Here is a 21,381-nt window from a genome sequence, read left to right as displayed (position 1 = left end):
CACGATGTCAATAGAATCATTCGGTCAAGTATAAAAATTTTTCCGAACCTCTTTATTTGTAAGGATTAAACGCGGTGTTTCTAAATAAAGAGTTCTAGTAATGGGATTGCCAAGACTGTTGGAATAGTAAGTATAAATGTTACGTACGCTACAATATCAGGCCTCCATCCGTATTTGGAAGCCATTATAGTATTCATCACTGCTGGGGGCATTGCGGATACGATTGTGAGCTGAATAGCGTCATTAGTGGATAGTCCAACTATAAAAGCGAAGACCCCTGTTACAAGAGGGGATAATAGGAAACGATAAATAGCAGAAATAAACAGTGGTCTTCCCACGCCCTTTAGACTCTGTATTTGCAACGGAAGCCTCAAACCCAACACGAATGTTGCGGAATAACTCAATGCCTTTGGAGACCACCATAGGAGGTATGATATATATGGAGTGGGAGACGATAGAACGTTAAACGTCACTCCAATAATGAACCCGATTAAAGCTGGGAGCTTCAATAGTTTGACCACGCTGAATCTGCCGAGCGCCATTATATCGGGCACCAACACGTTTAATGCGATTGTTGCTAATCCGAGAACGGATGCTACACGAACATCCCCGAATAAGGCAAGACTGATTGGAAACCCTAGGAAAACGGTATTGGGAAAAAGGGATGTAAGAAATACGCCATTCTTTTCCCCCGCTTCCCAGCCTCTGGCCATTAATCTGAAACACGCGGATCCTATTATCAAGTAGACCAGGAACGAGGCAATGATTAGTAAGTCGCTGGTTTGAACCCCTCTCAACGAGAAAGTATATATGAATGCGAGAGGGATCAACACGTAATATACGACGTTGGTTAGGTTGCTTGTAAACCTCTCCAGGCCCTTATCGTTTTTAAACCTTTTGGACGCAATTGATTTAATGATCACGGCTATCAAAATTATCAATATGAGCAAATATGATTCATTCATCGCACATCACTCGGACTATTTCATTTAATTAAATACTCGTCCCCTCCCCATATTTCAACAGGTGTATCTAGTAAAAATTCGGTTTCCCCTTTAGAATTGTAAAGTTCGATCCTCGCTAAAACTGGAAAAACCTCTTCTAAAATAGTTATCATACATAATTGATTTATAAAACTGCATTCATACGTTTTGCCAGAAGAAACAGATTTTAATAGTATGCGATAATCATCAATGATGCCTGTGAAGAAAACCTTATTACTTACAATGAAGTGGAAATGATTCTGAGGGATCACTTCGCTAACTCCATCTGGTTTAATCCATCCAAGAGAAATCTCTCCGAATTTGAATCTATTATAGTATAGAACTCGTATTGGATGAAATCCTCTTAAAAGCCTTATTTCTCGGCTTAGATGCAATCGACTCGGCTGATCATACCACTCGTTTATTAATAATTCCTTATTGATCCAGACCTTGCAACCATCTGATGTGATCACATAGAATCTGTATGTTCCTGGAAAATCTATTCTCAGGTAACCATTCCATTCGATCATGAAGTAGTCGGGAGGGACCTGGGGATGAGGTCTATCAGTGTAGAGAAAGTTTATGTTAAGTGAGACTGATTCGGCAATGGGGGTTAAGCCATTAGTATCCTCCGGGGGTTTATCACCTTTCCAAGTATAAAACTTCGTTGAAAGTCCGTTGAGTAAACCGCTTTTGGTTTTTACTAAAATACGTCTTGGCAAATAAAACCCCAATATATCTTAATACTGTTCTAGCAAATATAATTGTATAAGGTGAAATAATTGGTTTTAGTAGGTCCAAGCTTATTGCTCGAGCTAATATCCAATAACCCGTTGTTGAAGAAAACATACGAGGTAGCAATCTCCGATATCGAATTACTGACCCTCTGGGAGCATTCAAACATAATGGCTGTCAAAAGACTGAAGTATAATGATCATGGACCCGTGCATGCTCACATAGCTGCTGGTGCGGCTTTGAGTATTTTTCAAATGCTGCTGAAGAGAGGGTTAACGCCTAGTCTTATCCGAGACGGAGTGGTATCTAGTAACGAATATGCGATGCTTGTTCCGCTGATTGGCGGTCTTCTGCACGATATAGGGAACAGCATCCATAGGGATATGCATGAGAAAATAGGCGCCCTCCTCGCAGTTCCAATTATCGACAGATTGCTTAGGCAGGTGGTGAATGACGAGCGAGATGTTATTAAGATCAGACAAGAGATAGCACATGCTATCTACTGTACAAGTTACGATGTGGAATGTCTCACCGTTGAGGCTGGAACCGTCAAGGTAGGAGATGGTTTGGATATGGCTGAAGGAAGAGCAAGGGTTCCCTATAGGCTTGGAGGAGTATCCATTCACAGTGTTTCTGCTCTCAGTATTAGAAGGGTTGAGATTAATCCTGGTGAGTCCAATCCTATTAGAATAAACATTTATATGAATGAATATGCTGGGATATTCCAAGTTGATGAAGTACTTATTCCCAAGATAAAGACGACTCCTTTGAAAAATATGATCGAAGTACATGTGATAATCGGAGATAAAGAAGTGAAGTCGTATCCTTGATTGAACAGGTATTTAGTTAAGTTTAAAAACTAACCCTTTCATTTATGTTACCGTAAGGTGCGAGGTATGGGTTTTAACACAGCCTCGTGATGAGAGAACCCTTCTAGGTCAAATAACCGAGAACGGTGTACAAAGAGCTATTCTCTTCGCTGCTATAACTGGCGTAAACCAGGAGGACAAAAAACTATTGTTAAGAGATCTTTCGGCTATTAAGGAGTTTATTCTGAGTGGAGAGAGGATAGGAGAAATATTACAGTTGCCGTGTGAGACTTGGATTCTAATTGATGGTATTGTAAACAATGAAAACTTGCACGTATTGGATTACAAAGTAGTTTACAGGGGCGAAGTAGAGTGTTCCAGCAAGGATCTAAACGATCCATTTGATTTCACACTAAGATACTTCGAGTACACGAGAGTTCCAAGGTTTTTCAAAGTCCTGAGGACGACATCATTAATATCAATGATCATTAGAAGGATACTTACATCAAGAATGTTCACAGAGCTCCCTCCTCCTGTAATAGGATGGAAATCCGATCCCGGGTTGAGAGGAGCAGTCAAGGCAAAAATAGTCCTATATGGAAAAGAATATGAAGTTCATTCTAGCCTAATAATGTACAAGCAGATATATGCAAGCATCTTTGAAAAAATATTCTATTTCGCAAGAAACGTCAGGATCGAACCTACGGAAAACGCTTATACAGGGAGACACTTGGTCGAGTTCACTCAAGTAGACGTTGAGCAAGCCTTTACAACCCCTGAGGATTCAATGAATACTGCCGAAACCCTTCTAAAGGAGGTAATAAGAGAATTCCTTAACCAACAGGAGGATCTGATCGAAAGGAATAGGGCGGAGTGGTTGGAGAAAACATTCCTGTCTGGGAGGTTCCCAAGGATAAGTTATGAAGAAGCATGTGACTTTCTGATAAGGAAAGGATTTAAAGTAAGGAAAGGGAAGGAGTTGTCGCATGAAGCCGAGGTCTACTTGGGTAAGGTGTTCGAGCAACCGGTGTGGCTGACAAGCTTTCCTTCCGAGTCAAGAGGATTCTACTACCTTGAGGACCCAAGCAGGCCTGGGTACAACGTTGATTGGAACCTTATAACCACGGATGGCGAGATTTTAGACGGTGGTTGTAGAGAGTACCATGCCGAAAAGATAGTTAAGAAGATAGAGGCTTCTGGCGAGAACCCGGCTGATTATAAATGGTTTTTAGAATTGGTCAGCAAAAAACTAGTTAAACCGACTTGTGGATGGGGCTTTGGCCTCGAGAGATTTGTTAAGATTATCAACGGCTTAGAACACATAGCATTTGCAACGGCTCATCCCAGGATACCAGGCTTGCTCGGTCCATAACTTTTTTACTCACCATATGTCAAAAATAGAAGTGGTGATTAAGTTGTTTGATCCTGAAGAGATCAGAAGAGATTTCCCAATCCTCTCGCGCAGAGTCAACGATAAGCCCTTGATTTACTTCGATAACGCCGCCTCTACGCAAAAACCTATACAAGTAATTAACGCAATCGTGGACTTCTATAGTAAGCACTATGCAAACATTCATAGGGGATTACACACTTTAAGCCAAGAAGCCAGCGAGATGTATGAAAAAGCCCATGAAGTGCTCGCTAAATTCATTAATGCATACTCGTGGAAAGAGATCATCTTTTGCAACAACACGACTGACGCTATGAACCTGGTTGCTTATGCATGGGGGTTGAAAAATTTGAACGAGGGGGATGAAGTCGTTGTCACAGTAATGGATCATCACAGCACGATTCTACCGTGGAGGAGAATCGGCAAGATTAAAGGGGCAAAGGTCAAATACATTCCAGTAACTCCGGAGGGCTACTTAGACTATTCGACTCTGGATAAAATCATAACCTCTCGCACAAAAGTCGTTGTCTTTCCCGTTGCCAGCAACGTTCTAGGCACTATCAATAAGGTAGAAGAGATTGTAAAAAGAGCTAAAGAAGTAGGTGCATTAACGGTTGCTGACGGGGCACAGAGCGTTCCCCACCTACCAACAAATGTGAGGCAACTGGGCGTCGACTTCCTGGGGTTTAGCGGACACAAAATGCTTGGTCCTACTGGTAGCGGGGTTTTATGGGGAAGGATGGATGTGCTTGAAGAAATGGATGTATTCAAGGTTGGGGGAGACACGATCAGAGATGTAACCCTTGAGGATACAGTATGGCTCGACCTCCCATGGAGGTATGAGGCAGGAACCCCTAATATTGAGGCAGGAGTAGCACTGGGGGTGGCGGCAGAGTATCTGATGAGGTTGGGAATGGAAAACGTAAGAGAACACGAGAAAAGACTAGTTGAATACACAATCAAGAGATTAACCGAAGAGTTTCAAGAAGACATTAAAGTATATGGACCCAGAAACCCCGATGAAAAAACAGGAGTAATAGCATTCAATATCATAGGTTTAAACCATCACACTGTTGCCAAAGCCCTTGATCTATTCGGGATCGCGGTGAGATCTGGAATGCATTGCGCACATCCCCTCCACTATTCGTTAAAGATATCCTATCTTGAGAACCCGCCGGAGAGACCCCCCGAAAACGTTGAAGAACGACTTACCATTTACGGAAGCGTAAGGGCCAGCTACTACATATACAACAATTATGAAGAGATCGATTACTTTATCGAAAGCCTGGAGAAAATAATCCATCTTAAAGAGTCTTTGAAAAAAGAAAAACCAGAAGCGGTTTGTACAGGTAGTTAAGATTATGGGTTAAAAAAAGTATTTTAAGACGGGATTTTTACTTCGCAGGTCCAATGATCCTGGCAAACTTCTTGTTCGTGTAGGGGCTAACAGCAAAGGCGATCTTTATCTTGCCCCTCTTGGTTTCCTTTATGACAACGTCATATTTGTCTGTCTCGAAGTATTTCTTCGCCTTTAGGTCGAAGAACTTTAGCTTCTCGGCCATATTTATCCCCATTTCATGCATTCAAGTTTATTATAATGTATAGGATTTATTTAAACTTTCCGTTTTGCAATAATTACATTAAATAATACCAAATTATGTATGATTTTACATTAATCATTAACATAAATTTCATTTAAAATGGAATTAATTAACTAAGATTTTTTTATTTAAAAATATATGTAAGGTATTCATACACAGTAAAAATAATTGAACATTGTTGATTTAATTTAAAATAAATAGTGTTGAGCACGATCTGTAGAAAAATTTTTGTATTATAAGATCGGCCAAACGGTTTCGGGATTTTTACAAATACCGGTTCTATTATAAACATCCCAAGCAGCCTTCTCAGCTTCCTCGATAACTTCCCTTTCATTAATTGTCAACAGCTTTCTGTCAAACATTACAAGCTTGCCATCGATTATGGAGTGCTTGACGTCGCTCCCGGATGCAGCGTATGCTAGGTGAGATATGGGATTCACAAGGGGATGAAGGTGTGGTACCCAGTAGTCGAGAATAATCAAATCCGCCCTTTTCCCCTTCTCAATGCTTCCAACGAGGTTGTCTATCATAAGGGCTTTTGCGCCATTAATCGTAGCCATCTCCAAAATGTTCTCAGCCCTAATAGCACCAGCATCGAGAGTTCTAAGGGGTTGTAAGAGAGCAGCGTGCTTCATTTCCCTCATGAGGTCGTAGGTATTGTTACTAGGCCCTCCGTCTGTTCCCAGGGATACATTCACACCGGCTTTCACCATCTCTGAGATTCTAGCTCCTCCACTTGCTAGCTTCATATTGCTTGAGGGATTATGGCTTACGGAGGTCCCCGTCTCAGCTAACAGTCTAATCTCGTTGTCATCTACCCATACTACGTGAACTAGAACTACATTCCTTCCAGTTAACCCCAGCCAATGGGAGAATTCCACCGGCTTCTTCCCGAAAGACTTAATCGTATATTCTACGTCTTCTCTAACTTCTGCCAGGTGCATTGTGATACCGGTGTTAAGCTCGCGAGCCTTCTCAGATATCTTCCTATATAATTCTAGGCTAACTGCGCCTGGAGTTCTAGGACCAAACCAGATCCAAATTCTATTATTTAGACCATGGTATTTATGATACAATCTAATAGTGTCTTTGAAACTTGTATCCCCCGGCTCCACGAGACCCTCATGAAGAATGTTCTCTTCGAGAGCATACCCTTTGAGATCCATAACGTGTCTAGCTACTGCGGCTCTAATACCTGTATCGAGCAGAAACTCGATTATTTTGTCTGGACCATAGCGTCCAACCAGTCCGGTTTCAAGAAACGTGGTGGTTCCAGATTTCAACATTTCTACGACCACGAGTTTTGCCGATGCAAGGGCCTCTTCAGGCTTATAGTTTCCCTGGAGCGGCCACACTCTTTCTTTCAACCATTTTATCAGTGGAAGGTAATCTGCGCAATGTCTTATTAGCCCTTGCGCGAGGTGTACATGAGTGTTCACAAGACCGGGCATCACTATGTTCCTGTCCGCCTCAATCACTATATCGCTAAAGCTCTTATAGGTAGGATCAAGCTGATCTCTTTTACCGACGTCAACGATAATTCCATCGCTAATTGCCACTGCCCCATCTTTTATTATTCTCCTTTTCGAGTCGAGAGTGATAATCCACCCTCCTCTTATATAAATATCTGTCAATTTACATCATCTAGGATCTATTATTTGTGGGAAAAATTTATAAAACAATAAGGTTTAAATGTATAAGCAAAATAAGGTGGTCGGTTGAAATCCTTCTTTACGAAATACAGTATTGATGATAGGAAGCAGTTAATACAGGCAGCTATTGGTAAAGTACCTGCTGACATCGTTATAACGGGTGTTAACATTGTCTCTGTGCAAACCGACGAGATCCTCGAGAACTATAATATACTAGTAAAGGGGGCCAGAATAGCAGGTATTGTGGATGATAGAACCATATCGAAATACGTTTCCAAGCAAACCCTAATCATCGATGGGAGCGGAGAATACGTTATCCCTGGATTCATCGATCTTCACGTTCACATAGAATCGTCCCTATTGGATCCAGTGGGTTTCTCTAAAATAGTCCTTAAACATGGAACAACTACTGTTGTAGCAGACCCCCACGAAATTGCTAATGTTTTAGGCGTCGAAGGCGTCTCCTTATTTGTAGATGTTGCGAAAAAACTTCCATTGAAAATACTTATTGATCTTCCCAGTTGCGTGCCTGCCACAGATCCTTCTCTTAGATTGGAGACGACCCCTCATGAGCTCCTCGCCCCTGACTTACTAAATCTGGCTTGTCTTGACAACGTAATAGGTTTGGGAGAAGTAATGGATTATCTGAGCGTTGTGAAAACCGATGATAAAGTACTCGGGAAAATTCAAGTAGCGAGTGAGAAGAAATTAATAGTGAATGGACACGCACCTCTGCTTACTGGAGAGATGCTTAACGCGTATCTTTCTGCTGGAATAACAAGCGATCACGAGTCAACCTCATATATTGAGGGATTGGAGAAATTGAGGAAAGGAATGTGGCTCTACATTAGAGAAGGAAGTGCTTGGAAGGATCTTCGTGAACTATCCAGGATTCTATTGGAGAAAGATACTTGTGAACTCTGCGCCTTCGTCAGTGATGATGTAAATGTTTATGACTTATTTCTTGAAGGTCATATGGATAGGATCGTCAACGTTGCCATCGAATATGGTTTGGACCCTTTGAGAGCGATAAAGTACGCAACTTTTCACCCAGCGATTCGCCTACACCTGGAGGATCATATTGGACTACTAGCGCCTGGAAGATTAGCTGATATTGTATTCACCAAAAGGATTGAGCATGTGGAGCCTCACACCGTGGTATGTAATGGCGAGATAATTTATTACAAGGGAGAGCTGAGAAGACAGTTCCCTGTTCCCAAATACCCTGAAAAAGCGCTTCGCACAGTCAATATCGATGGACTTCTAGATAAGCTGAGGTTCACTCCATCAGTAAAGGAGCCAAACGGCATTGCACGAGTAAACGTGATTAGTGTGCAACCAGGTTCAGCGCTAACTAAGAGAGTTATCGAGGAGATGGAGGTGATCGGAGGAGAGATCAAAGCCGACCCTCTGAGAGACATAATGTATGTTATGGTAGCGGATAGACATACAGGCAGTGGAAGCTTTTCCACCGGCTTTGTAAAAGGACTTGGTTTCAAGGCTGGTGCCATAGCTCAAACAATCGCACACGACACTCATAACCTGATCGTATCTGGCTGGAATCCATCCGATATGAGTATAGCTGTGAAGGAAATTAGTAGAATGCAAGGAGGAATAGTTGTAGTAGACAATCAAAAGGTGTTAGCAGAAATCCCCCTTAGGCTAGCCGGTCTAATGAGTACTGAACCCCCTGAGATAGTATTCGAGAGATATGTAAGCATGTTCAAGACGCTTCACGAGTCCTACGGATTAAATTTTGAATCATACTTTATGACGCTTGCCCTCATATCTTTGCCCGTTATTCCAGAGATTAGGATTACAGATAAGGGCTTGGTCGATGTCACCCAGGGAAGACTGATCCCCTTAGTAGAGGAAGTCTTGAGAACCTAGCTTTCTTTTTTCTCTTCATTTTCTCTAATATCTTCGTATATTGTTCGTTCACTGACAATATCGCTTTTTCCGCTGTAGTCATCTATGATCACGGTATAACTGACCAATCCATCCTTAGCTTTACTCAGGAGCTCTCTCACTCTCTCACATTCTTCAGGCTTTTCTAAGTAGGATTCGCATAGAAACTCGGATTTTTCAATGAAATCCATTATTAATCCTTCGACAGTTGTAATGAAACCCTGGGAGAAAGGACCAGGGGAAATCTCTAGGTTTAGCTCAGGGATTATTATCCTAGAACCCCCCGCTCTAATCAATAAGGCCTTCTCATCGCCGGGCTTCTCTACTTTGTAGATTATTCTCTTTGGCCTATCGCTAGACATTGTTTTGACATCTCTGTTTTTAAACCCGCAGTAACTGCAAGTAGTTACAGAGATCAATATGTCTCCATAATATGGAATGTTGTAAACATACTCTTCGCTTCTAGCTTTCTGTTTACATATTGGACAAGCTTCATCCTGCTCGTTGATTTTAACCGGTTCGTTCACTTTCTCACCCTGGGTTTAAAGCCTATCATGTGTGAACCATCACAAGATTTTGCTCTAAAAAATTCTTTTCCTAACCCCTCCCTGCACGTAGCGACCGAGACACCATGGTTTTTAGCTCTCTCTACCACGGGTTTTAGGAGGCGTTTCCTCTCCTCAACTGGAAGATAGAGGGAGCCGTGGATCCATTCACCCCTACTCTTATATAGTTCAACCAAGTGGTTGTCTCCGAAGACCTCTGTTGACCTTTTTAGACTATCCATTCTAGCCTTAAATGTAGATGTAACGATATGAATGGCACCTGCGTCGACCACGGCATCAACGAGTTCTTTTATGTAGAAAGGGTCTTCGTTAATGCCAGGTATTATCGGGTCTATTCTAACACCTACTGGTATTTCGTTTTCGCTTAAAATCCTAACTGCCTTCAACCTCTCACTTGGGGACGGTGCTCCAGGCTCGAGTTTTTTAGAGAGAGTGTTTTCAAGCGTTGTTATTGTGATCATTACAGCGATTCTCGACTTGATTAATAAATCGATATCCCTGGTGACTAGAGTTGACTTCGTGGTTATCAATATCTTAAACTCTCTCTGGGAAAGTATTTCAAGGGTTTTACGAGTAAGTTGTATCCATTCCTCGATAGGCGGATAAGGGTCGCTACTAGTGCTGAGTTCAATGATTTGTTTCGGCTCTATTTTCGAAAGATCTTTGATCAAATGATTAATGAAGTCCCGCTTAGGAGTGCTCATCTTTCTCCCAATGTACGAAGTAGCGTAGCAATATAAACAGTAGTGGCTACAACCCGTGTATGGATGAAGGGTGTACTTTAACGGACATGTGCAAAGGCTAGATCTCCAGGGATCAAACCTTTTCAAAACCCTAGTGGTTTCACCCTTATGCTTCATCCCCAATTAATAGCACCTAATTTACTGGCTACATGTACCCCGCCCGACCGACCTCCATCATCTCCATCTCCCCCAGGGGTCTCTTGGAGGTGTGGGAAGGCGGGGCATTATCTTAATATATTTTAAACTCTAATAACGTTTACCATGTGTTGTTTAACGCTTTTAAATGTGTTTACAGATACCTAACATAGGGATCTAATGGTTTCAGGTATAACTAAGGACGCTATGATCGAGATTATTAATTTCATACTCAAATCGATAGATTCAATCGATGATTCCAGCAAGGAAAACATGATAAATCTGTTAACTAGCGCGAGAAAAGAAAATCGAAGGGTTTTCGTTATAGGAGCCGGCAGGAGCGGGTTGATTGCTAAGGCTTTCGCAATGAGGCTTCTACATCTCGGCTTTAACGTTTATGTAATAGGTGAGACGATTCTGCCACGAGCATCTCCGGGGGACATATTGATAGCTATTTCGGGATCAGGTAGGACGAAACTCGTGGTTGCAGCCGCGGAGGCTGCTAGAGGGGCATTAATGAAAGTCCTAGCCATCACTTCATATCCTGACTCCCCGCTCGGTAGATTGGCAGATTTAGTAGTGAAAATACCTGGTAGAACTAAAATGGCTGTCGAAGAGGATTACATTAGTAGACAGATACTGGGAATTCACGAACCCCTCGCGCCACTGGGCACATTGTTTGAAGACACCACGTTAATATTCTTAGATGGAGTCATCGTTGAATTAATGAACAGGCTTGGCATCACTGAAGAAGAATTATTGAATAGACATGCGAATATTGAGTGAGCAAACCACTGTTCACTTATTTATACATTAAAAAAATATACGTGCTCAGACATGAATAATCCTTGGTGAAAGCATGAATACTCGTGAAGAAAATAAGAGAGAAGAGTCGCAAGGAAAAGCTCAAGAGGAAAGCGAGACTCGCAGGGAGAGGACCGATGTGGAAGAACTGAGAGAAGTGCTTGATGCTGTCTCACCTTTTTTGGAAAGGTTGAAGGACTGGGTTAAAGAAATAATCGGATTAGTGACCAGCGGATTAGATGGGAAAAAACTAGGGGAGGATGTGGGCAGGTTTTATCAAGAATTGAAAAACCAGGGCTTACCCGAGGACCTGGTAATCGAGATGGTAAGGGATTATTACAAGAGAAGGATGGACGCTATTCCATCTATCGAGAAATTGATCAGTGGTCTTACGAAGTTCATTGGTGAAGAAGAGGAAGAAGAATCAAAGTGATCCAGTTCCAGCAAATTATCGGGTGCATTGATGACACTTGATGAGAAAATCGAGGTAGTCATTGAGTTGCTGACTCGAGTATTAGTGAAGTTGGAGAAATTGGAGTCGGAGTTCAACAAGGTTGGTCTAGACCCAGGGATGTATCGCATTGCACTAGAGATAGCCACGTCTTTTTCAAAGCCCTTGGTAGATACCCTTGAGATAGCAAGACGAGCTTACTCTGTTATAGCCAGCTTAACCGAGATCGACTCTATTAGTAGGGCCATTGTTTATACGTTATCGACATGCGATTCGTACAGTATTTCTGAGCTCACTAAGAAAGTTAGAGAAATAAGGGGCACTTCCTCGAGAAGAATTATAAGCGACAGGGTAAAGGGTCTTATTGCCAGGGGAATAGTTGTCAACATAGGTTCTAATCAAAGACCTAAGGTTATGCTTAAATCATGTAGCGAGGAAGGTCGTTCGAGAAAACCTGATTAGTAGATTAGCTACTTAAAACCCATTATTAAAGGACTCAAGGCAGGATGTGGTATGGTGAGATAATTAAAGCAAATTACACTAGGTTTCTAAATCAATGAAAACGTTCCTGACCACAACTTATTTTCTCCAGCAAGTCTGTGAGATATCTATATAGTTCTCCCACAATAATATAATGTTCTTAAGGGAGGGAACCGGTCTTGAAAGGAGCAAAGGATTTTTTGGTTAAAGCTGGATGTTTTCTCAGTATAGTTGCGGACGTCTTGGGGATTCTGCTATTTCTATTAATGTTGTTCATTTATTTCCTCTTTACGATGATTGTCAAGTACACAGTAAATAGAATACTTTTGACAATATACTTATACAAATACAAGGTTCCTAGGAAGCTTAGAGTGGAAATAATCTCAGACTTTGATGTTAAATGGCTTAAGACTATGAAGTTTGGGTTTAACTTTTATAACCTGTTGAAACGTTAAAATCCTTTCCTGGGGGTTTAAATGAAAAGTCGATTAATATGGGTTAAATCAATGGTCATTGCAGCTATATATACTGCTTTGACAGTCTTGCTTGGAATGCTTTCCTACGGCGAACTCCAATTCAGATTAAGCGATGCGATGATCATACTCCCACTTCTTCCCAGGCTGGGGATCGAGGCAATAATTGGACTGACGGTCGGCGGCTTTCTTGGGAACATCACAAGCCCGTTCCAGCCTTGGGATTTAATATTCGGTCCAATAACAAACTTCTTTGCATCGTTGGTAGTATATCTCGTGGGGAGAAAAGTTAGGAGTAATTTGACAGTAAAACACGCGATAGGCTCGATTACGGCCTCAGTGATCATAGCTGTGATGGTGGGCTTCTTTGAACTACATTTAGTGTATGAACTACCGTTGATCACTGTCGCCTACGTGTTAATAAGCGAATTAATCGTCATAGGAGTCGTTGGCTACATGGTTTTAAGATCACTAGAGAGGTATTTTGTTAAATGAACAATATCATAGCTGAAGATTTAACGATCGGATATGATGAAAATTTTCCATTATTAACACGCGTAAACTTCAAATTAACCAATGGGACATACGTCTTACTTGGAGCTAACGGTTCCGGAAAATCAACCCTTCTAAAAACAATCGCCGGCTTATTGAAGCCTCTTGAAGGAGAGGTATATGTGAACGGAATTCGACCTTACACAATGAAAAGAAAACAATTAGCCAGAATTATAGGTTATGTGTGGCAAAACCCTTTTTACGGGTTCGTCGAGCCAACGGTTGAAAAAGAGATTTTTTTCATCAATAAGCAGACAGGCGTCGAGGGAGATAAGAGAATAATATTCAAATTGGTACCACTAGAATTTTTTGATAGAAGCCCTTTCACATTGAGCGGTGGAGAGGCTAAACGGGTTAGCCTTGCTAGCGTTCTATCATTAAATCAACCAGTGTGGTTACTTGATGAACCATTTAATGAACTAGATTACAGTGGGGTCAAAACTTTAATAGACCTTATTAAACATGGGCGTGAAGAAGGAAAAATCATCATAATTACGACGCATTATCCTAGCTTGGCGGAGCTTTTGAACCCCGACTATTACATGCTCATTGACAAACACATTAGATCGATTATTGTAGATGAATGGAAGAACCTATCCGATGATGATTTGATTCGAAATGAAGTGATTCCAAGGAGAATCTAACATGAGTTTACTAGTAAAGATAATTAAGCACCAGGAGACGTCTAGTGTTATACATAGAGACGAGCTATTTTCCGTCAAAACCGCTCTTCTAGTTATATCTTATAGCTCGATCATTATAGAGTCTTTTAGCGTGTTTTTCTGCATAATCTTAGCATCCGCTATTTTACTATTACTGGGAAAAGGCTACAAAATTTTCCTGGAGTCATTAGCAATTTACTTCCCTGCGGCCCTTTTAATAACTGGAGTAAACTACGTTTTCGCGACATTAACCATGAAAACCTTCATAATACTCATTTACGGTTACACTGTTTTCATCACTATGATCATGCTCATATCAACTACTCCCCGAAGGCAATTCCTACGTTTCCTCGAAAAAACACACTTAGACGTAGCTTTTTTCCTAGTTCTCAATATAGTTGAAGAACTTAATGAGATGCTTGATTCCAAGAAAGCTAGGGGTTGGGAACCAGGATGCAATATTTTGAAGTACTATGTTATATTAGTAGATGCCATCAAACTCTCCATTATAAGACTTGCAAGCATCGAAGACGCATTGTTAGCTCGAGGAGTAGAAAAAGACTAAATAGAAATGAACCGCCCATTCTCATATATAACAGTACCATCCGCGTAAACTTTCCCTTTGCTCATATCTTTGATCATATCCCAGTGGATGGATGAAACGTTTCTTCCACCTGTTTCCGGATATGAGGATCCCAAGGCCATGTGAATGGTTCCGCCTATTTTCTCATCAAACAAAATTTCTTTTGTATACCTCTCTATATTGTAGTTAAGTCCGAAAGCTATCTCCCCAAGTCTGGAGGCGCCCTCATCCGTCGATAGCATCTTTTTCAAAAACTCTTCCCCTCGTCTAGCAGACGCTTCGACAACTTTACCGTTCCTAAATACCAGCCTGACGCCTTCTACTTCCACACCACGCCATATGGCTGGGTATTCAAACTCTACGAAACCTTCGACAAGTTCTTCGACGGGGCCAGTAAATACCTCGCCGCCAGGCATGTTGTTCCGGCCATCGTCAGCGATCCATTTCCGCCCCTCTACACTTACCAGCAAATCTATTCCCGGTCCGACAAATCTTAACTCCTTAACTTTGTTGAGGAATTCAGCAATCTTTGAAATATGGTCTCCAATCCTCATCCACTCCCCCACCGGGTCTTCGCTGTCAGCGTGGAGAGCGTGGAAGACGAAATCCTCATATTCGGATATGCTCATACCAGCTTCCTGTGCAAGTGCCTTAGTCGGGTAGATCGTCACCACCCACTTAAGCTCTCCTTTAGCACTCCTCTCAAGAAATATCTTGTTTAATTCCTGTCTTGCCCTAGATCTAATTCTGATTTTTTCCGGGTCCACACTCACTAGCGGCTTTGTGTGGGACGGTGAGATAATGCTGATAGAGGCATTGATTTTTTCTATGAGTTCCTTTTCAATAGGACTCACGTGAGAAAGGACTGTAGGGGAAGCCGCTTTATAAAAAGCTTCCGTTATCGATTCCTCGTCGAGTCTTATCATGACCGGGTAAGCGTTCTTCTCCACGATCTTTCTCACGAGTTCTCTGACCAGAGGTATTGCCTCGATGCTAGCGTTTATCAATACCTCCTCTCCCGGTTTCAGGTTTAAAGAATACTCTGTGATTATTTCTGCGTGTTTCTGGATCCTAGGGTCAATCAAAAATATCCCCTTTCATTTTCTCTCGGCTAGGACTCTATCTAATTGAAGCAAGCCAGCTATGTTGTCTCCTATTAGTTTGATTTTAGCTAGAAGCTCGCTCGCGTTTTTCTCTTCCTCTACTTGCTCATCTACAAACCATTTGAGAAATGATTCAGCAGCTTTGTCATTATGCTTTATTGCCAAGTCGACTAGCTCCCATATCCTCTCAGTATTTCTTCTTTCTGCGTTATAGAATTCTTCCATAAGCTCTAAAGGGGAGTTCCATCGTTTAGGAGGGGCTGGGATATCGTAGAGTTCTATCTCTCCGCCTCGGTCAATGATGTGTTCATAGAACTTCATGGCGTGTTCCAATTCTTCCTTAGCTTGGATTTTGAAGTAGTGTGAGAACCCTGATAAGGATTTTTCATCGAAGAATGCTGCCATTGATAGGTATAAATACGCATTTTGAAGCTCTTGATTCAACTGCTTATTGAACGCTTTCAATAATTCCGCGTCCACAATATCACCAAGTTATACTTATACGGGGGTTCGCTAATAAATTGTTCCATAGAGTTAAACATTTTTTACTTTCAGGTTAAGGTTATAAGTTGTGGGGAATACTTTGCCAGAACCAATCGAGTACGCTGAAGCACTGTCTCTAGCATTCGCGCTTGAAGCCTCTGGTTATCCAAAGCCAGGTAATGTGGATAGGCTTCATGATTTGCCTGGGCTTTCATACGAAGCCTTCCTGGTAACAAGCATAGTTTCATTGAAATACTTGGAAAAAGGGGTGAGAAGAGGTGTCAAGGGCTGGGGGAGCGTCGTCTTCGGCGACTTAGTTTACGGCATTGTCTCGGACTCTATAAGGAAGTCAGGCTCTTCTAATACCTGTCTCGGATCGAGCTTACTATTAGCGCCGTTGAGTGTTGCGATAGGTCTGTGTCTCAGGCGCGGGGAGGAGATTCTAGACTGTTTTCTCAAAATGGTTGGCGAAGTCTTATCTGCATCTACAATCGAGGACTCGATCGAGTTTTACAGGGCCGTTAGGGAGGCCAAGCCGAGCTACATCAAGCCGAGCGATGAGACGGGAGATTATGTGAACGTGTGGGACCATGATTTTAAGAAGAAACTTAAGGCAAAGCGGCATAGGCTTAAAGACGTTCTGGAGTTCAGCTCTTCTCACGATATAGTGGCGCACGAGCTAGTTAACGGATACCCCCGGAGCATTAATGCCTTAAGATTCATCTCCGAAAGATTTAACGCGCATAAAAATTGGAATAGGGCCGTTGTAGAAACATATCTATACTTATTAAGCCGAGACCATGACACGGTGATTGCCAGGGAACATGGTTTTGAAGTGGCTGCCAGGGTCAGGGATCTAGCTGGGAAAATCATCATAAAGGTGTTAGTGGCGGGTCAGACTGACTGGGCTGGGATAGTTGGCTCTTTAGATAGCGAAATCAGGAAGATGAAAGTTAATCCAGCTTCCATAGCAGATTTAGTGGTTTCATCGATCGCTTTATACACAGTAGACTCCTTAACTAAGCATAATCGTTTCCTCAATCTAAACCGGGGTTAGCCCTCCTCAATATTCTTTAAACCTTTCCTCTCTAGACACATCCCCTCTCGGATGATATCCGAGAGCCTCCCAATACCCGTCAACATACTTGTCCGTGAACACTATGTTTTTCAACCATTTGGCGCTCTTCCAACCGTAGAGATGAGGTATTATGAGTCTAACGGGATAGCCGTGTAGGAATTCTAGGGGTCTTCCATTCATCTCTAACGCTAGGAATGCTGAAGACTTAAAGACCTCCTGATAAGGAAAGACGGTGGCATATCCATCCATTCCCTGAGTGTAAACCCATTTAACATTGCTCGCGGGTTTGACCATGTTAATGATTTTCTCGAAAGGCACCCCTCTCATGGCAATGTTCTTCACACTCCAGCCTGTAACGCAATGAAAATCGATGGTATAGTCGCGTGTCCCTAGCTCGTATAAATCTTTGAGAGTCAACTTAACCGGGTTTTCAACCAACCCTGATACCTCAAGGCGCCACTCAGTTAGAGAGAATTTGGGAACACCGAGAATATTATAGACTATTAGATCCGGTATGTAAGTTTGTCCCGGGACCTCGTTATTCCTTTCGCCATCATTATTGATGAACGTGGGGGGATCGTAAGGAGTAGGGTTTAGCTTCAACTTCTCGCGTAGACCTATCGGTAATGTGAACAAAACCCTCTTAACAACATTGTATCTAGACACTATTCTTACACCAATGTATTTTTCACTATCAATTGGAATTCTAAGTCTATAAAGGATGTGCTTATTTCCAATCGCTTCGTTTGATTCGAATGCTATATTAAAACCATCATGTGTGCCGAAAACTATTCTAAAGACTTTCTCAGCCAGTCTAATGATATCATTCGTGCCACCGACTCGTTCATCTTCAACACGACAGTCGATTACAACGTCAATTCCCTTGAGACGAGTTCCTTTTTCCTCAACAGCATAGCATCTCATTGAAAACCCCTAGATAAATATAAGGTTTGCAAGGTATTATTTTATATAAAGAAAACTGCAGGGATGGCGGATCATGAGTGAGGACTTACCTGTCGAATTAAGGCTGAAGCTATATCGGAAATATTTAACAAAGTTGGGTAGTAAAGGCGAGGAGACAGTTAAGAAAGAAGAGGATAAAGAAGACCCCGAGAAAAAAGTATGGAGTGCTCTTTCCGATGAGAGGGCTCAGGAAATCATGAGTAAAATTAAGATGAAATACCCCGAGGTATACGATTTATTGATCAGAGAATTGTATAAAGCGATCCGGCAAGGCGTTATCGAGAAGTTGGATGGATTAACATTGTTAAGTATTGCTAGAGGGATAGGGTTGGATATCAAGCCGGATTTGCGGATAAAATTCGTGAAGAATGGTAAAGAAGTAGATATGAAGGAATATTTAAGTTAGAAGAAAAAGAACGTTGTTTTTAAAAGAAGTATTATTTTACGCCATACATCGTTAATGCTAGAACAGCCATTTTCGTCCACAAACCATTTTCAGCCTGCTCATAAATGACGGATCTCTTCGGATCATCTATAACTTCGTCATCTGCCTCGTAACCTCTGAATATGGGTAGTACATGCATTAACACGCCGCTCTTATCCATTAAGTCCATTAATTCGCGAGTTACTTTCCAATTCCTGTATTTTTCATACAGTTTCAATTCTTCATCCTTGAATTTGCTATATCCTACACTTACTAGAGTTGGCGATGCCCAGTTCCTCGGAAACACGGCATGCGCTCCTCTCACAGCCTCCTCAAGATTGTCGGTGAATTCTAGGCTTCCTCCATGCTCTCTAGCGAGTTCTTTCGCCTTTTCAACTAGCTTAGGATCTAAATCAAAGCCCGGCGGACGAGCCACTACGACGTCGACCCCGAAACGCGGGAACAGTATCATGTCTTCTTGGACACTGCACCAACCCCGGATTTCTGGGCTGTATGCCCACATTATAACGTACTTCTTGCCCTGGGGATTTGCGAATCTCTCCCTAAATGTAAATATATCGGCCAGCCCCTGTGTAGGGTGAAACATGTCGTCAGCCATGTTGATCACTGGAATGTTTGCCGCCTGGGCCATCTCGCGGATATAACTATTTCCTACACCATACAAGTAGTCGATTGCCTTATCGAGAATCCTGATTCCCAATCCATGTCCGTACACATCGTACATTGCGGCAACATCTTTTATAGCTTCTCCAGCTTTTTCCTGCTTTCCAAAAGCCATCCTAGTGGTTGTTGCATCTATAAAGGCAGCATGTCCACCTAGGAACGCCATCCCGGATTCGAATGCGGCCCTAGTTCTCGTCGAGCCGGCGAAGAATAACATGTAGAATACTTTGCCCGATAATATCTTGGGTATTTGCTCGGTGCCGTAGTAGTGAGCTATTTCTTTGAATTCTTTAGCTAGTTTGAGCGCAATTTCTATTTGATCATCAGTCCAATCTAGAGTGGATATTAGGTCTTTACCGCTTAGCTCTCTCACAAGGTGTCTTAATGCGGGCATTGATTTCACCTGCATTTATTATTATCTCAGCAATAAATATTTAAACGGATTCTAGTTCAATTTTAAAAACCCTGGGGCTTTAGTAAACCATTGGGGTGGGCAATAGGTGAACAAGAAAATTCTCGCGGGTTTGACAGTAATAATATTGATTGCGATTGGAGCATTTGCATGGTTTTCATTTTCAAGACCGGAGGCAACGCGGAGGATTGTCATATATGCCTATAATGATAGAATCACTGGTATAGACCCGAGCCTGGAGGATGATACCGGTTTAGTTGTGCTAGGATCTGTCTACGAACCCCTCGTGTATTATGACCCTCGGACAAATGAGTTCTTACCGGCACTTGCAGTTAATTGGACGAGAAACGATGAAGGCACGGAATGGATTTTCAAACTCCGCGAAGGTGTAGTTTTTCATGACGGCTCCGTTTTCAACGCTTCGGCTGTGAAGCTCAGCATAGAGAGGGCTAGAGACATATATAGGTCGACGGGACGCGGAATGGGATACATATGGGACATGGTCTCGGAAATAGAAATATTGGATCCTTACACCGTTAAATTCGTCCTGGAGTATCCGGCTAGGCTCGACCTGATAGCATCGGCATCTTACGCTGCCTACATATTTTCTCCAGCAGCGCTGGAAAAAGCTGGCGTCACAGACCCCTTGGATAGAAGGCTTGAAGATTGGTTCAACCAGGGTAACTCGGTGGGAACGGGACCGTATACTATAGAAATTTACAAACCCGACTCCGAGGTGAGGCTTAAGAAGTTTGATGACTGGTGGGGTTGGAGCATTATCAATAACCCTAGTGCTCCGGACTATGTGGTTATAAGAATCCTGACCGAGCCTCAATCGCAATACAATGGTCTGACAACCGGAGATATAGATATAGCATCCAGCATTCCAAGAGATTATGTCGGCGAGCTTCTGAGCAGGGGTTATAAGTCCTATAATCTAACTACCTATCACAACTACATATTGTTTTTCAATACGAAAAGATACCCGACTAATGTGACCGAGTTTAGGAAAGCGATTGCTCATTCCATAAATCTTGACGAGCTCGTAACAATTTGCATGAAAGGATTTGCATTGAAAGGTTCGGGAATCGTTCCCCATTATTTCCCTGGGCATGTAGACAATTTAGTCTACAGTTATAACTTGACGAAAGCAAGAGAATATTTGGATCAATCAAACATTACGACGCCGGTAAGGATAGAGTTTCTATATCAAGTAGACTACGAGGAGAATAGGGTTCTTGCTGAGACTATTAAATCCAGACTCTCGCAGCTCGGTATCGAGGTAGTATTGAATCCGCAACCTTGGACTGCTCTGAAGGAGATCGCTAAGGGTATCTGGGAAAACCCAGAGGACACACCTCATCTAATTATTGCAGATTGGTGGCCAACCATCCCAAGTCCTTATGACTACTTGTACTCGATGTTTCACAGTGAATCAAAGGAGTGGAATTATGCTGGCTACGAGAACTCATACTTCGATGAACTAATCGATGAAGCATGGATGCTTGAGGGAGTCAACTACGAACTCGCGCTGTCTAAATACAAGGAGGCACAGGAGATCCTATTCAATGAAGTGATAGGCATTAATCTATGGGATGAAATCAAACCCTTCATATATAACCCCAGGATAGAGATCCCGGATAATGCTGTGAACCCCTTGTACATGTACGTTATATTCTTCCAGTACGTGAGGGTGGGCCAGTAGAA

The 21,381-nt window shown here is 42.2% G+C and carries 24 protein-coding genes; 14 read left to right on the top strand and 10 right to left on the bottom strand.

Annotation, left to right across the window (positions count from 1 at the left end):
* Window positions 1-80: 80 nt before the first annotated feature.
* Both QXH45_04510 and QXH45_04505 read right to left on the bottom strand, forming a co-directional pair.
* Window positions 81-965 (bottom strand): AEC family transporter, encoded by an 885-nt coding sequence (locus QXH45_04510; protein MEM2078511.1) that lies wholly within the window; start codon window positions 963-965, stop codon window positions 81-83.
* Between the two features lie 20 nt (window positions 966-985).
* Window positions 986-1,705, bottom strand: a complete 720-nt coding sequence (locus QXH45_04505; protein MEM2078510.1) for a PA14 domain-containing protein — start codon at window positions 1,703-1,705, stop codon at window positions 986-988.
* A 60-nt stretch (window positions 1,706-1,765) separates the two neighbouring features.
* On the opposite strand from QXH45_04505, the gene QXH45_04500 reads away from it, so the two are divergent.
* The 3 genes from QXH45_04500 (at window position 1,766) to QXH45_04490 (ending at window position 5,274) form a co-directional block, all read left to right on the top strand.
* Window positions 1,766-2,548 carry a phosphohydrolase gene (locus QXH45_04500; GenBank protein ID MEM2078509.1) on the top strand — a complete coding sequence of 261 codons (783 nt, stop codon included), beginning with the start codon at window positions 1,766-1,768 and terminating at the stop codon, window positions 2,546-2,548.
* A gap of 256 nt (window positions 2,549-2,804) precedes the next feature.
* Window positions 2,805-3,899 (top strand): asparagine synthetase A, encoded by a 1,095-nt coding sequence (locus tag QXH45_04495; protein ID MEM2078508.1) that lies wholly within the window; start codon window positions 2,805-2,807, stop codon window positions 3,897-3,899.
* 43 nt (window positions 3,900-3,942) lie between these two features.
* Window positions 3,943-5,274, top strand: a complete 1,332-nt coding sequence (locus QXH45_04490) for a SufS family cysteine desulfurase (GenBank protein ID MEM2078507.1) — start codon at window positions 3,943-3,945, stop codon at window positions 5,272-5,274.
* Between the two features lie 37 nt (window positions 5,275-5,311).
* Here the strand turns inward: QXH45_04490 and QXH45_04485 are convergent, their stop codons facing one another.
* Both QXH45_04485 and QXH45_04480 read right to left on the bottom strand, forming a co-directional pair.
* On the bottom strand, window positions 5,312-5,479 hold the full coding sequence (locus tag QXH45_04485) for a hypothetical protein (protein MEM2078506.1): 168 nt from the start codon (window positions 5,477-5,479) through the stop codon (window positions 5,312-5,314).
* Window positions 5,480-5,751: 272 nt separating this feature from the next.
* Window positions 5,752-7,152, bottom strand: a complete 1,401-nt coding sequence (locus QXH45_04480) for an amidohydrolase (GenBank protein ID MEM2078505.1) — start codon at window positions 7,150-7,152, stop codon at window positions 5,752-5,754.
* Between the two features lie 84 nt (window positions 7,153-7,236).
* Here QXH45_04480 and ade point away from each other — a divergent pair, with 84 nt between their 5' ends.
* Window positions 7,237-9,060, top strand: coding sequence for an adenine deaminase (gene ade, locus QXH45_04475; GenBank protein MEM2078504.1), 1,824 nt, complete (start codon window positions 7,237-7,239; stop codon window positions 9,058-9,060).
* On the opposite strand, the gene QXH45_04470 is transcribed toward ade, so the two are convergent.
* Both QXH45_04470 and QXH45_04465 read right to left on the bottom strand, forming a co-directional pair.
* The gene (locus QXH45_04470; protein MEM2078503.1) at window positions 9,057-9,605 is read right to left on the bottom strand and encodes a ZPR1 zinc finger domain-containing protein; all 549 of its coding nucleotides are present in this window, start codon (window positions 9,603-9,605) and stop codon (window positions 9,057-9,059) included. The genes ade and QXH45_04470 overlap by 4 nt on opposite strands.
* Window positions 9,602-10,504, bottom strand: coding sequence for a radical SAM protein (locus QXH45_04465; GenBank protein MEM2078502.1), 903 nt, complete (start codon window positions 10,502-10,504; stop codon window positions 9,602-9,604). Before QXH45_04465 ends, QXH45_04470 begins: the two co-directional genes overlap by 4 nt.
* Window positions 10,505-10,702: 198 nt before the next feature.
* Between QXH45_04465 and hxlB the strand changes: the two genes are divergently transcribed.
* The 7 genes from hxlB (at window position 10,703) to QXH45_04430 (ending at window position 14,509) form a co-directional block, all read left to right on the top strand.
* Window positions 10,703-11,308, top strand: coding sequence for a 6-phospho-3-hexuloisomerase (hxlB, locus tag QXH45_04460; protein ID MEM2078501.1), 606 nt, complete (start codon window positions 10,703-10,705; stop codon window positions 11,306-11,308).
* A gap of 73 nt (window positions 11,309-11,381) precedes the next feature.
* Window positions 11,382-11,759 carry a hypothetical protein gene (locus QXH45_04455; protein ID MEM2078500.1) on the top strand — a complete coding sequence of 126 codons (378 nt, stop codon included), beginning with the start codon at window positions 11,382-11,384 and terminating at the stop codon, window positions 11,757-11,759.
* Between the two features lie 30 nt (window positions 11,760-11,789).
* Complete coding sequence (locus QXH45_04450; protein ID MEM2078499.1) at window positions 11,790-12,239, top strand: ArsR family transcriptional regulator; 450 nt, start codon at window positions 11,790-11,792, stop codon at window positions 12,237-12,239.
* Between the two features lie 218 nt (window positions 12,240-12,457).
* Complete coding sequence (locus QXH45_04445; protein MEM2078498.1) at window positions 12,458-12,712, top strand: hypothetical protein; 255 nt, start codon at window positions 12,458-12,460, stop codon at window positions 12,710-12,712.
* 21 nt (window positions 12,713-12,733) lie between these two features.
* Entirely contained in the window at window positions 12,734-13,225 is a 492-nt protein-coding gene (locus QXH45_04440; GenBank protein ID MEM2078497.1) for a QueT transporter family protein, read from the top strand.
* Entirely contained in the window at window positions 13,222-13,926 is a 705-nt protein-coding gene (locus QXH45_04435) for an ABC transporter ATP-binding protein (GenBank protein ID MEM2078496.1), read from the top strand. Before QXH45_04440 ends, QXH45_04435 begins: the two co-directional genes overlap by 4 nt.
* 1 nt (window position 13,927) lies before the next feature.
* Window positions 13,928-14,509 (top strand): hypothetical protein, encoded by a 582-nt coding sequence (locus tag QXH45_04430; GenBank protein ID MEM2078495.1) that lies wholly within the window; start codon window positions 13,928-13,930, stop codon window positions 14,507-14,509.
* Here QXH45_04430 and QXH45_04425 read toward each other — a convergent pair.
* Window positions 14,506-15,612 carry an aminopeptidase gene (locus QXH45_04425; GenBank protein ID MEM2078494.1) on the bottom strand — a complete coding sequence of 369 codons (1,107 nt, stop codon included), beginning with the start codon at window positions 15,610-15,612 and terminating at the stop codon, window positions 14,506-14,508. The two genes, QXH45_04430 and QXH45_04425, sit on opposite strands and share 4 nt — an antisense overlap.
* A gap of 12 nt (window positions 15,613-15,624) precedes the next feature.
* Entirely contained in the window at window positions 15,625-16,110 is a 486-nt protein-coding gene (locus QXH45_04420) for a ferritin (GenBank protein ID MEM2078493.1), read from the bottom strand.
* A gap of 103 nt (window positions 16,111-16,213) precedes the next feature.
* Between QXH45_04420 and QXH45_04415 the strand changes: the two genes are divergently transcribed.
* Entirely contained in the window at window positions 16,214-17,170 is a 957-nt protein-coding gene (locus QXH45_04415) for a triphosphoribosyl-dephospho-CoA synthase (GenBank protein MEM2078492.1), read from the top strand.
* Between the two features lie 6 nt (window positions 17,171-17,176).
* On the opposite strand, the gene QXH45_04410 is transcribed toward QXH45_04415, so the two are convergent.
* Window positions 17,177-18,115 (bottom strand): molybdopterin-dependent oxidoreductase, encoded by a 939-nt coding sequence (locus QXH45_04410; GenBank protein MEM2078491.1) that lies wholly within the window; start codon window positions 18,113-18,115, stop codon window positions 17,177-17,179.
* 73 nt (window positions 18,116-18,188) lie between these two features.
* Between QXH45_04410 and QXH45_04405 the strand changes: the two genes are divergently transcribed.
* Window positions 18,189-18,560 (top strand): hypothetical protein, encoded by a 372-nt coding sequence (locus tag QXH45_04405; GenBank protein ID MEM2078490.1) that lies wholly within the window; start codon window positions 18,189-18,191, stop codon window positions 18,558-18,560.
* Between the two features lie 31 nt (window positions 18,561-18,591).
* Here QXH45_04405 and QXH45_04400 read toward each other — a convergent pair whose 3' ends face one another.
* Window positions 18,592-19,656: an ornithine carbamoyltransferase gene (locus QXH45_04400; protein MEM2078489.1), complete on the bottom strand. Its 1,065-nt coding sequence runs from the start codon at window positions 19,654-19,656 to the stop codon at window positions 18,592-18,594.
* Between the two features lie 106 nt (window positions 19,657-19,762).
* Here QXH45_04400 and QXH45_04395 point away from each other — a divergent pair, with 106 nt between their 5' ends.
* Complete coding sequence (locus QXH45_04395) at window positions 19,763-21,379, top strand: ABC transporter substrate-binding protein (GenBank protein ID MEM2078488.1); 1,617 nt, start codon at window positions 19,763-19,765, stop codon at window positions 21,377-21,379.
* The last annotated feature ends 2 nt before the right edge of the window (window positions 21,380-21,381 follow it).

Source organism: Thermosphaera sp. (assembly GCA_038827615.1).
Lineage (GTDB): Archaea > Thermoproteota > Thermoprotei_A > Sulfolobales > Desulfurococcaceae > Thermosphaera.
This window is presented reverse-complemented; position numbering and strand designations above follow the sequence as displayed.

Bases quoted from the DNA above. Each gene is read 5' to 3' on its own strand.
- QXH45_04405 (MEM2078490.1), top strand. From the start codon at position 18,189: ATGAGTGAGGACTTACCTGTCGAATTAAGGCTGAAGCTATATCGGAAA.
- QXH45_04440 (MEM2078497.1), top strand. From the start codon at position 12,734: ATGAAAAGTCGATTAATATGGGTTAAATCAATGGTCATTGCAGCTATA.
- QXH45_04450 (MEM2078499.1), top strand. From the start codon at position 11,790: ATGACACTTGATGAGAAAATCGAGGTAGTCATTGAGTTGCTGACTCGA.
- QXH45_04465 (MEM2078502.1), bottom strand. From the start codon at position 10,504: ATGAAGCATAAGGGTGAAACCACTAGGGTTTTGAAAAGGTTTGATCCC.
- QXH45_04430 (MEM2078495.1), top strand. From the start codon at position 13,928: ATGAGTTTACTAGTAAAGATAATTAAGCACCAGGAGACGTCTAGTGTT.
- QXH45_04485 (MEM2078506.1), bottom strand. From the start codon at position 5,479: ATGGCCGAGAAGCTAAAGTTCTTCGACCTAAAGGCGAAGAAATACTTC.
- QXH45_04510 (MEM2078511.1), bottom strand. From the start codon at position 965: ATGAATGAATCATATTTGCTCATATTGATAATTTTGATAGCCGTGATC.
- QXH45_04410 (MEM2078491.1), bottom strand. From the start codon at position 18,115: ATGAGATGCTATGCTGTTGAGGAAAAAGGAACTCGTCTCAAGGGAATT.
- hxlB (MEM2078501.1), top strand. From the start codon at position 10,703: ATGGTTTCAGGTATAACTAAGGACGCTATGATCGAGATTATTAATTTC.
- QXH45_04455 (MEM2078500.1), top strand. From the start codon at position 11,382: ATGAATACTCGTGAAGAAAATAAGAGAGAAGAGTCGCAAGGAAAAGCT.
- QXH45_04400 (MEM2078489.1), bottom strand. From the start codon at position 19,656: ATGCCCGCATTAAGACACCTTGTGAGAGAGCTAAGCGGTAAAGACCTA.
- QXH45_04435 (MEM2078496.1), top strand. From the start codon at position 13,222: ATGAACAATATCATAGCTGAAGATTTAACGATCGGATATGATGAAAAT.